General features: G+C 59.8%; 6 protein-coding genes. 3 read left to right on the forward strand and 3 right to left on the reverse strand.

Features of this window, described 5'->3' with window-relative positions; all coding sequences use genetic code 11:
* Positions 1-17 precede the first annotated feature (17 nt).
* Positions 18-1235 (forward strand): tetratricopeptide repeat protein, encoded by a 1218-nt coding sequence (locus tag GO988_RS16485; protein ID WP_157567556.1) that lies wholly within the window; start codon positions 18-20, stop codon positions 1233-1235.
* 4 nt (positions 1236-1239) lie between these two features.
* Here the strand turns inward: GO988_RS16485 and GO988_RS16490 are convergent, their stop codons facing one another.
* Positions 1240-3075, reverse strand: coding sequence for a polysaccharide deacetylase family protein (locus GO988_RS16490; RefSeq protein WP_198172837.1), 1836 nt, complete (start codon positions 3073-3075; stop codon positions 1240-1242).
* Positions 3076-4255: 1180 nt separating this feature from the next.
* On the opposite strand from GO988_RS16490, the gene GO988_RS16495 reads away from it, so the two are divergent.
* Complete coding sequence (locus GO988_RS16495; protein WP_198172839.1) at positions 4256-7726, forward strand: cellulose binding domain-containing protein; 3471 nt, start codon at positions 4256-4258, stop codon at positions 7724-7726.
* A 198-nt stretch (positions 7727-7924) separates the two neighbouring features.
* Here GO988_RS16495 and GO988_RS16500 read toward each other — a convergent pair whose 3' ends face one another.
* Together GO988_RS16500 and GO988_RS16505 are read right to left on the reverse strand one after the other, a co-directional pair.
* Positions 7925-9130 carry a threonine synthase gene (locus tag GO988_RS16500; protein WP_157567559.1) on the reverse strand — a complete coding sequence of 402 codons (1206 nt, stop codon included), beginning with the start codon at positions 9128-9130 and terminating at the stop codon, positions 7925-7927.
* A gap of 65 nt (positions 9131-9195) precedes the next feature.
* Complete coding sequence (locus GO988_RS16505) at positions 9196-10104, reverse strand: LysR family transcriptional regulator (RefSeq protein WP_157567562.1); 909 nt, start codon at positions 10102-10104, stop codon at positions 9196-9198.
* 341 nt (positions 10105-10445) lie between these two features.
* Between GO988_RS16505 and GO988_RS16510 the strand changes: the two genes are divergently transcribed.
* Positions 10446-11366, forward strand: coding sequence for a DUF535 family protein (locus GO988_RS16510; protein WP_157567564.1), 921 nt, complete (start codon positions 10446-10448; stop codon positions 11364-11366).
* The last annotated feature ends 12 nt before the right edge of the window (positions 11367-11378 follow it).

Below are 11378 nucleotides of genomic sequence, written 5' to 3' on the forward strand. Positions count from 1 at the left end.
TCGGCCGCCCGTCCCGCGTGAACGATTCTCAAACCGACTACCTACCCCGCGTGCAACTGCTCTTGAGCCAGCAGCGCCACGTGCAAGCTGCTACCGAGCTGCGCCGCCAGCTCAGCCTCGACCCGTACGATTATGTGGCCCACGCCCTGCTTGCCGTGTGTTTGCTCGAGCAAGAGGAATTTGGCGAAGCGCGGAGCGAAGCCGAGTTGGCCATTCACCTGGCGCCGGAGTACGATTTTGCCTTTTATACTTTAGCCCTGGTAGAGCACCGACAGCACCGCACCGCCGAGGCGCTGGCCGCCATCAACCAAGCGCTGGCCCTCGACCCTACCGATGCTGATTATTACCACCTGCTTGGCTCGCTGCGCCTAGCAAGTGGCCAGTGGCAGGCGGCCCTGCAAGCCACCCAAACCGGCCTTCAGTTCGATGCCGAACACGCCGGCCTGCACAGTTTGCAAGCGCGAGCGCTGGCCCGCCAGGGCCGCCGCCAAGAGGCGAGCGACGCCGCCCGCTCGGCCCTGGGCTACGGCTCCGAGAGCAGCAGCATTCATGCCCAAGCCGGTTGGGTAGCCCTCGAAACCAACCACTCGCAAGAAGCGCTGGCTCATTTTCGCGAAGCACTGCGCCTCGACCCTACCTCCGAGTTTGCACGCGCGGGGCTGGTGGAAGCGCTCAAGGCGCGCTACTGGGTGTACCGCACGTTTATGCGCTTCATTTACTGGACCAATTCGCTGAGCGCCGGAGTGCGGCGGGGGCTGTTTTTGGGGGCCTACGTGGTGGCGCGCTTCGTGCCGGTGCTGCTGCCGCTGTACCTGGCCTTTGCCTACATGAGTTGGTTTAGCGATGTGCTGTTTGAGTCGCTGCTGCGCCTCAACCGCTACGGCCGCTACGCCCTGAGCGAGGCGCAACGTCGGCATTCCAACCACTTCCTGGCGTTGCTGGGGGTAGGGGTAGCGGCAACTATTGGCGCGCTGGCGCGGCCAGCCGTGCCGGGCCTGGGCACGCTGGGTTTTGTGGCGCTGGGGCTGCTGTTTCCGCTGGTGGGCACCGAACAGCTGAGCCACCGGCCCGAGCAACGGGCGCGCTCGCGCTGGGCCGGTTGGGCGCTGGCGGGTATTGGGCTGGCTAGTGCGGCACTAGCCGCACTGGGCCTGGGCGGTGGGGCCGCGGGCATGCTATTCACGGCATTTTTGTTCGGTACGCTGGCTTATACCTGGGTGTTTGCCTTGCGGTAAGTCCTTACTTTTTCCGCTTCCAGCGGTAGTAGCGTCGGTACCAAGAAGCCGTTTTTTTGAACAGGCTACCCCCCGTTTCGTGCGGAAACATGTTGACGCGAAAAATCTGCATGCGGTCGTCTTCCAGGTGCATACCGCCCGAGTCGGTAGCCACGGCGTAGGTGAAACCGGCCTGCTGCACCAGCGCTTTGGTGCCGGCGCTTAGGTCGCCGTAGGGGTAGGCGAAGGACAGCATTTCGATGCCCAGGCGGCTTTCCAGCGCGGCCTTGCTTTGCGCAATTTCGGTGGCGGCCGCGGCGGGGGGTAGGGCTGCCAGCCGCGGGTGGCTCATGGTGTGCGCGCCTATTTCCCAGCCCGCCGCCACGAAAGCGCGCTTTTGCGTCTCGCTCATGATGTCGGCGCGGGGCTCGGTGGGGTCGGCGGCCAGGTCCCACTGGTTGTAGCGCACCTCAAAATCGCCGAGCAAATACAGCACACCGCGGTAGCCATATTGCTGCATAAGCGGCAGCAAGTTGGTATAGTTATCGGTGTAGCCGTCGTCGAACGTCAGGATGATGGGCCGGCGTGGAAACTCCGCCAGCTTGCGCCGGCCACTGGCAAAGTCTTGGTAATCGCGAAAGGTTATGGGGCTGAATTTGTGCTGCTTGAAATAGGCCAGGTGCTTGGCAAAATTCTCCTTCGTGACAAAAATCTGGTGCTTGGTCGCGGGCGGCGCATCCGGAATTTTGTGGTACATGAGCACCGGAATAAATGCCGGCACCGCCTTCTTCATGCGCGCCGACTCGTACACCGTCAGCACCCGCGTCGCAATGGTCGGCAGGTCGTAATCAGCGCGCACGTGCTGCTGCAAGGCTGGTGCCACGCGCGCCGGCTGCTGCCAATAGTCTCGCGCCTCGCGCAGCACCAGCGCCCAATCGACGGGCCCTACCCCCCCCTGCTGCGCCAAGATATCGCCGAAGTTGGAGGCCGCCGCGGCCGCGTAAGTAGCCGCTGTTACGCGGCCGGCGTAGCAGGCTTCGCCCAGGGCCAGCACGGCCCGGCCGGCGCCCAGCGCTTCTATCGCTACCCTTCCGGCCCCGATGACGAGGTCGGTTTTGAGCAGCCAGCCGGGCACATCGTCGGTGAAGCCTACTACTTCGATGCGCGTACCAAACTCGCTTTGCAGGGCCGCTAGGGCCGCTTTGCCGGTAGCGGGCAAGTGGTCGAGCTCGCCGCCGATGAGCGCCACACGCAACTGCCCAAACTCGCGCAGCAGCGGGGGGAAAACGTGCTCAAACAGCGCGGCGGCGCGCTCGCCCTTGGGGCCGTTGAAACGGCCAATGAAGGCCAGGCGATTATTCCACGGGGTTTCTTCGCCGGCAGGCGAACCAAAGCCTATTCCGTTGGGAATCACGGCTATTTTCGCCGGTTCCATTTTCACTTCCTGGCGCAAATGCTCGGCTAAGTTCTCGCAAATGGCAATCACTTTGTCGCCGTATACATCAAACAGCGAAGTAGATGTGTGCAGGTGCTGGCGGCCGTGCACGGTGCTCACCAGCGGCACCAGCAGCCCGCGCACCGCGAAGTAGCTGACCCAGCTCGCCGCCCGCGAGTGGGCATGCACCACGTCAATGTCGTGGGCCTGCACCAGTTGGCGCAAGGCCCGAATGTTGCGCAGACGCTGCTTGTATTTGCGCTGGCTGATGGGCAATTGCACCACCTTGGCCCCGGTAGGGAGGGTAGGCGCATCCGAAGCCAGCCACACTTGGTGGCCCTCGCGGCGGTGCGCCTCGGCCAGGGCCACAGCGTAGGCCACGGAGCCCGCAAAGAAATTGGCAGATAGAACGTGCAGAATGCGCATGGGCCGGCAAAGGTACCGGGCGCGCTTGGTAGCTGGCGCGGGCTGCCCCCCGTTCATTAACCTGCTACACCGTCTTGGCTGGGAAGACTGGCGACGGGCACGATTAGCGCCACTGCTAGTGGAAAGGTGGCTTTAGGGAGAGTCGCTAGCAAATAAAGTGCGTAGCTCACAGTCAAAAACACTATGCCTAGCAGGCTAAAAAACCGGTTGCTGCTATTCTTAATCCTATTCGCAATAATATTTCAAAAAAATAATTTGCGCTCGTTGATTAATCAATTTCATTCGGCTAAATTTCAGTGTACTAAGCGAGTAACTGCCAAGCGACTCCGCCGACAGGCCGGGCCGGGTACCTCGTTTTGTGCCCTCACTTCTTCCTTTTTCTTATGAAAACATTTCTTGCACACTTCCTCGCCAACTTGGTCCTAAAGCGCAGTTACTAACCAGCAGATTAGCGCGTGTTTGGAGCTTATTAATACCGAGGTTTTCGCCATGCTTCGACAAGCTGAGCATAGTGCGAAAATGGAGATTCTGAACACGCGCTAAGCTATGCCGCCGCGACCACTGCGCTAAGGCTATAGCCAGCGCAGGTGCGCCCTTGCTGGCCGGCCCTACCCCCTTTGCAAGCACCTAGCTTGGCCTCATCTACTGCTGACTTAAGGCGCTGCGCGAGGGTTGCTGACTATTTATTGCCCCGGCTTTGCCGAGACCATTACTACCAAGGCGCCGCACAATATGCAGCCTTGGTAGGTGCCAAACGCCTGCCAGCAACGGTAGCACGTTTGCTGCTGGTTTTTTACACGCACTTCAATATGCGCAACCCACATTGGCAGCTACCAATACTGCTTGCTTGCTACAGCGCTGGCGGTGCCGGTAGGGCTTCGTGCCTTTTTATGCGTCCCTCCCAACTGCTTTTGGGCCACAAGCGCCGCCTAAGTAGCAGCGCTGCTGGGTAAGATAAGCCGCGTGGCACCAGCCCAGCAGCCCGCTAAGCGGGCGTTCGCCTCGGCAGCGTCTGTTGCTTCGCGAACACACTTTTGAAGATTATTCCTAAATAATTTCCTGCTGGCCAAATAGTTACTAGCAAGCCATTGAATAAGTTGCGCTGAACGGTGGCTTCTGCCTTTTTTCTTCCTCACCTCTTCCCACCCTCCCTATGAAACTGCCGGTACTTCCTGAAAAATTGACTAAACGCAAAAACTGGCTGGGCATGTGGCTGCTTGGGCTGCTGCTTGGGCTGCTGCTTGGGCTAGGCACTCCTTGGCTGGCGTATGGGCAGGCTGCTACCCCCTTCACGGTAAGTGTGACCCCGGCCGGACCTCTTACTTTGCCGGGGGGCAGCAGCCAGACGCTGACGGCCGACGCCACGTACCCGGCCTTTGTGATAGGCACGGGCTTCAACGACGCGGTGAATGCGCTGGCCTTGCAGCCCGATGGCAAGGTGGTGGTGGGGGGCGCCTTCACCAGCTACAACGGCACGGCTCGAAATGGCCTCGTGCGCCTCAACCCCGACGGCAGCCTCGACGCCAGCTTTGTGGTGGGCGCGGACCTGAACGGGCCCGCCAACGCGGTGCTGGTGCAGCCGGATGGCCGCATCGTGGTGGGCGGCAGCTTTAGCACCTACCAGGGCCAGGCCCGCAGCAACCTGGTGCGCCTCAACGCCGACGGCAGCGTGGATGCCAGCTTCCGGCAAACCGGCACGGGCTTTAATGGTCCCGTTAACGCCCTGGCTTTGCAGCCCGACGGCCAGCTGCTGGTGGGCGGCAACTTTACGAGCTACAACGGCACGGCCCGCACCTACCTGGCCCGCCTCAACACCATCGGCAACCTTGAGGCCATGCTCGTGCCCAGCTTACCCTCTCCCGTGTTGGCGCTGGCTTTGCAGGCCGATGGTAAAATCCTGGCGGGGGGTAATTACCTCGTGCGCCTGAACTACAACGGCAGCCTCGATACCAGCTATGCCAACAAGAGCGGCAGTTCGGGCGGCATCCACCCGGTGTCGTATTACTACACCAGTCTGGCGCTGCAGCCCGACGGCAAGCTGGTGGTGGGGGCCTATGCCGCGTACCTCATTGGCGCCCACGTGGGCTTTGTGCAACGGCTGGACCTGGCGGGCAACGTAGAGTTTAATTACTCGCCGAGTAACAACCCGCAGACGGGCAACACGGTCGTGGCCGTGGAGCGCGACGGGCGGATTCTGGTCGGAGCTTCGAGTTTCTCCTCCACCGGAATGGTTACGTACCTGAGGCGCCTGACGGCGGCGGGCGCGCTGGAGGAGGAAGCCCTGGGCGGCACGCTGGGCGGCAGCAGCGTCGTTGGCGACCTGGCGCCCATCAACGCCATTGTGGTGCAGCCCAACGGGCAAATTATTATCGGCGGCGCTTTTACTAACTACAACGGCACTACCGTCAACCACTTGGCCCGCCTCACTCTCTATGGCCCGCTCAACACTACGCCCACACCCGTGGGCAACGCCAGCTACGTCTGGAGCAACGGGGCCACCGGGCCCAGTATCAGCGTCGCGCTCTCGGGCACGTACTCGGTCACGGCTACCGCCAATGGGCAGTCGGCCACGTCTAATGCCGTGGTGGTCACGGTGGCGCCGGCGGCCCCCTTCGTGGTGCAGGTGACGCCGGCGGGCCCCCTCAGCCTGCCGGCGGGTTTCAGCCAGACGCTGACGGCCAGTGTGGCCTACCCCACCCTGAACACTGGCGGGGGCTTCGACGGCCCGGTGAACGCGCTGGCCCTGCAGCCGGATGGCAAAATCGTGGTCGGCGGGGCTTTCAGCGCCTACAATGGGGTGGCCCACAACAACCTGGTGCGCCTCAACCCCGACGGCAGCTTCGACGCCAGCTTTGCGGTGGGCGCCGGGCCCAACGGGCCCGTCAACGCGGTGCTGCTGCAGCCTGATGGCCGTATCGTGGTGGGCGGCAGCTTTAGCACCTACAAGGGCCTGGCCCGCAGCAACCTAATGCGCCTCGACCCCGACGGCAGCGTGGATGCCAGCTTCCGGCAGAGCGGCACCGGCTTTGACGACGCCGTTAAGGCCCTGGCCCTGCAGCCCGACGGGCAGCTGATTGTGGGCGGCAACTTCACCAGCTACAACGGCACGCCCCGCACCTACCTGGCCCGCCTCAACACCATCGGCAACCTCGAAGCCACGTTCGTGCCCAGCATCGCCTACCCCCTCGTAGCGGCCCTGGCCCTGCAGGCCGATGGTAAAATCCTGGTGGCTGGCCCGGGCCTCGTGCGCCTGAACTACAATGGCAGCCTCGATACCGGCTACGCCGGCTTGCCGAGCACGTCGGGCGGCATTCACCCGATAGGATACTATTACACTAGTCTGGCGCTGCAGCCCGACGGCAAGCTGGTGGTGGGAGGGTACGCGGCGTACCTCATCGGATTTCGCGCAGGCTTTGTGCAACGGCTGGACCTGGCGGGTAACGTGGAGTTTAATTACTCGCCGAGTAACAACACGCAGACGGGCAACACGACCGTGGCGGTGCAGCCCGACGGGCGGATTCTGGTTGGCTCATCGAGTTTCCTTGGCGCCGGCGTGGTCACGTACCTGTACCGCCTAACGCCGGCGGGCAGCTTGGAGGGCGCCTTGGGCGGCAGCAGCATTACCGGCGACCTGGCGCCCATCAACGTCATTGTGGTGCAGCCCAACGGGCAAATCATCATTGGCGGCGCGTTCACTAACTACAACGGCGTCAGGCAAAACCGCCTGGCCCGCCTCAATGCCGATGGCTCGCTCAGCACCACGCCCGCCCCTGGCGCCAGCTACGTCTGGAGCACCGGCGCCACCGGGCCCAGCATCACCGTAACTGAATGGGGCTATTATTCAGTCACGGCTACCCTCAACGGCCAGTCGGTTACTTCCAGCCAGGTTTTGATAAGGCCGCCCGTGAATAGCCTCACGGTATTTGCTGCTAATGAAGACCTGGCGCCCAGCACTTCGGCTATTCAGGTGCAGCTGCAGGTGCGCAACGAAGGCACAACGGCCATCGACTACAAAGACCTGACCGTGCGCTACTGGTTTACCGCCGATGGCGCGCCAGCCCAAGTGTTGCCAGTTGCCTATGCCAAGCTGGGAGCGTCCAATTTTACGGTGCAAACCGGCCAGCAGAACGGCCAAAGCTATGCTGAGCTGCACTTTGCTGCCCGTCTGGGCACATTCGCCCCCGCTGGCAATACGGGCGAGATTCAGCTGCGTATTCACCGGGCCGATGGGAGCAACCTCACGCAAACCAACGACTATTCGTTCCGCCCCCTGGCCACGCTGGCCGAGCAGCCCCACATCACGGCTTACCTGGCTGGCAAGCTGGTGTATGGCACCGAGCCGGCCGCCCAGGCAGCGCTTGCTACCCAGGCAGTGGAAGCGCCTGCGGCCCTGGCCAACTTACTGGAAGGCAGCCCCAACCCCTGCACCGACCACGTGCAGTTGCGCTTCGCGCTGGCTCAAACCGAAGCTTATACCCTGGCGGTGTACGACATGCAGGGCCGGCTGGTAGAGAAGCTGGCCGGCGGCACGAGTAGTGCCGGCCAGCCACAGCAAGTGCAGTGGCAGGTCAATACCTACGCAGCGGGCCTGTACCTGGTACGCCTGCATACTCCCACCGTCAAGCAGCAGCTTAAATTTGTGAAACAATAGGCAAGCGTAGGCAGCTTGCCAAAGGGGACCTTGCCACGGGTGGGCAAGGTCCCCTTTTTGCGTAGCACCTAAGGCAATCGCGTACTTAGCAACCCTTGCGCTCGGGTGCAGCGGTGGTAATTCTACAGGTTTTATGGGTGCAGTTTTAGTACTAAGAGCCACACTAATTCCTAGCTCCAACCGAAGCGAGGTTTGGCACTACGCCCAAGCGCGACCGGCCACGTTGCTCATGTATTTCTGGCCATTACCGGTGTTGAGGAGCAGGATGCGCTCGTCGGCGTGCAGCCAGCCTTCGGCCAGCAATTTGCGGGCGGCCATCCAGACGGCCGCCCCCTCGGGCGCCACAAACAAGCCTTCCTGCTGGCCCAGCTCGCGCATGCCTTCGAGCATGCCTTCTTCGCTGATAGCCACTACGGTACCGTTCGATTCTCGCAGCACCTCCAGCATCAGCGGTTCGCCCAGGGGGCGGGGCACGGCAAGGCCGTTGGCCAGCGTGGGGCGGCCGGTATAGTTATGGCAGTTGGGCTGGTGGCCAAGGTAGGTTTCGAGCAGCGGGCAGCAGTTTTCGGCCTGCACCGCCACCATGCGGGGTAGGGCAGCCTCGGGCGCGAGCCAGCCTAGCGCTTTCATTTCCCGAAAGGCTTTCCAAATACCAATGAGGCCGGTGCCGCCGCCAGCGGGGTAGAGTAGCACGTCGGGCAGCTGCCAGTTGAGCTGCTCCGCAATTTCATAGCCCATGGTTTTCTTCCCCTCGAGGCGATAGGGCTCCTTCAGGGTCGAAATATCGAGCAGCTCGCCGCCAGCATTTAGCTGACGCACGCGGGCCGCGCAATCATTGATAAGGCCATCAACTAATTCTACCTGAGCTCCATACCAATAACATTCTTCCTTGAATGCCTCGGGAGTGTGGCGCGGCATCACGACGGTAGCCGACAGCCCACCGCGGGCACAGTAAGCAGCCATTGCTACCCCCGCGTTGCCGGCCGTGGGAATAATGCAGCCGCTCACGCCCAGCTCTTTAGCTTTAGAAATGGCCATGCTCAGGCCCCGCGCCTTAAACGAGCCGGTAGGGTTCTGGCCCTCGTCCTTGAGCAGCAGGGCGTGCAAATCGTAGCGAGCAGCCAGGCGCGGCAGCGTTAGCAGCGGCGTCAGGCCTTCGCCCAAGGTCACTTTGTTGGCCTCGTCGAGCAGGGGTAGCAGGGCGCCATAGCGCCACATCGAGCTGTCGGCCAAATTGATACCAGCACCGGGGGTAAGCGGCCAGCTCATATCGTAGTCGGCCACGAGTGGCTGTTGGCAGCAGGGCGACACGCTCTGCAGCTCGAAGGGCGAGTAGGATGTCTGGCACTGGGCGCAGTGCAGGGCATGAATGCGGGACTGGGGCAACGTGGCTACTCGTTTCATAAGGCAAAGTTGAGGTTACCCTATACGGATTGCTATGCCCTAGCGAAATGGCTTTTTTGCATAGCCTATTCCAATACGGAATAGTAGCGCTGCGTGAACCGCAAAAAGTCGCGGTAAGGGCCATTATTCTCTGTGCCCTTGCGCTGAATAAAATTGAATTTGCGCTCTAAAAACAAACCCTTGATTTTTACTTCTGTCAGCTCGCCACTCGCTAGCTCCTTCAGCACGGCTTGGCGGGGTAGGAACGCTAAGCAAGTCGTTTCGACGCGCACGAAGTTTTTGAGCGCTTCGGTGCCACCCAGCCGCACCCGCACTGGCAGGGCCGCCAGCTTAATGTGCTGCTGCTCCAGGGCTTCTTCGAGCACGGCCAGCGTACCCGAACCCACCTCCCGCAGCGCCAACGGAATACGCAGCAAGTCGCTGATGGTGAGCACGCGGCCAGCCAGCGGATTGGCCGCCGCACATACCGCCACCACCTCATCTGAGAGCAGCGGCGTGTACGTCACATTGCTCACTTTATGGATGCCTTCGATGATACCCAGTTCAATTTCGTGGTCCAATAAGGCCTTGAGAATATTGTCGCTGTTCCGGTTTTTGAGGCTAAGCTGGTGCTGCGGGTGCTGCCGCAGGTAAGCCGCTACCACGGGGGGTAGCACATAGAGCGAAATGGTGGTGCTAGCTCCCAGCAACAGGTGCACCGCCGGCGCAAAAGCCGGGTTCAACTCGGTCATTTCCTGTTGCAGCTCTTGCTGCAACTGCTTTGCCTGCAACAGCTTTTGATATAATTTTTGACCGGCAGGTGTGAGTTGCACGCTACCCCCTAGCCGTTCGAAGAGGCCCGTTTTGTAGTGCTCTTCGAGGGCCTTTACCTGCTTGCTCACCGCCGACTGGCTAATAAACAGCGCTTGCCCGGCCTTAGTAAAGCTCAGGCGTTGTGCTACTTCAAGAAAAACTTCGTGGGGATGTGACAGCATTAGGGTTTATTATAAAGGACAGCCAGGCAAGCAAAACATATTATCTATAAAGGCGACAATTGCTAGTCAGCACGCTTATAAAGGCAATAAAATGGGTAGCATTAATTGTTCATAAAATATAACTTTGCTAATTACACATGAATCCTATTAATATAAAATAACTCATCAAAAATGAAGTAAAAACCCGACACTTATTGGCTTCACTACTTTAAAAAAAGTGTTTTGCTCTCTTTTAAAGCCGGGCATGTTATCATTTTACTAATTCATCAAAAACATGAATTATTGTACATTGCTTTGATAGCGATACATTTGCTAATCACTCAAGACAATGTAATTATAGCATGACGCATTATACGCCCGTAAACAGATTCATTTCAGCTCTTCGTTATTTATCTGCCCAGCCAGGATTACTACAGCTTAAATATACCTTCCGTACTATTCAGGCGCGTTTGAATCACGAAGAGTTTCAACGCATGCAAAACCTGCTGGAGCGTTTTCCGCTGGACCCATTACTTGATAAGCAGGCGAAATTTCCTTATAAATACCTGGGGCATTATGCAGCCTCTAGTTTTTCCAGAAGTGCGCGCCTGGATGCTATTCTAAATCATTACCAATTTTTGGCGGCTACGCTGGGCGAGGAAGTTTTTACTACCATCGCGCACCAACCCGTTATTTGGGAAATGAGATGCGGCGAGGATTTATTTACCGTCACGCTGTCTTACCCAACGCTGGCAGGCTTTGAGGGCGAACTATCGGTTAGCCTGCGGCTTAACTCTACGCTGGTGCAAATGGTGACATTCGTTATTGTGCCGGGTACTATTGTGGGCACGGCAACAGAGCAGGCCCTGCTTATCAGCCAGGTGCAGGGGGCAAAGGACAGCTCCCTGATGCGCTACGCGACTAAATCCTTGGGTGATATTACGCCCGCCACCGTGTTGATTAACGCTGTTTATGGCTTGGCGGTATCGCTGGGCATCACGTGCGCCGTAGGCATCAGCTCGGAGCAGCAGCTTGGCGCGGGGCCCAAACATTATTTCGATTACGATGCCTTCTGGCAACAGTTTGCCGGCGAGCCAACTACCAGCAAGCTATTTCTGCTACCTATTCCTACCCCCGAAAAGCCGCTGGCGAGTATTAAGTCCAACCACCGGGCCCGCACGCAGCGCAAGCGAGATTTTAAGCAAGAAATCCGCGATACCGTGGCACTCTTCTTCCACAACATGCTAGTAGAAAAGTACTACCCAGAGCTTAGCGTGAGGTAGTTTAAGCAGCGG

Source organism: Hymenobacter ginkgonis, from assembly GCF_009755225.1.
In the GTDB taxonomy this organism is placed as follows: domain Bacteria; phylum Bacteroidota; class Bacteroidia; order Cytophagales; family Hymenobacteraceae; genus Hymenobacter; species Hymenobacter ginkgonis.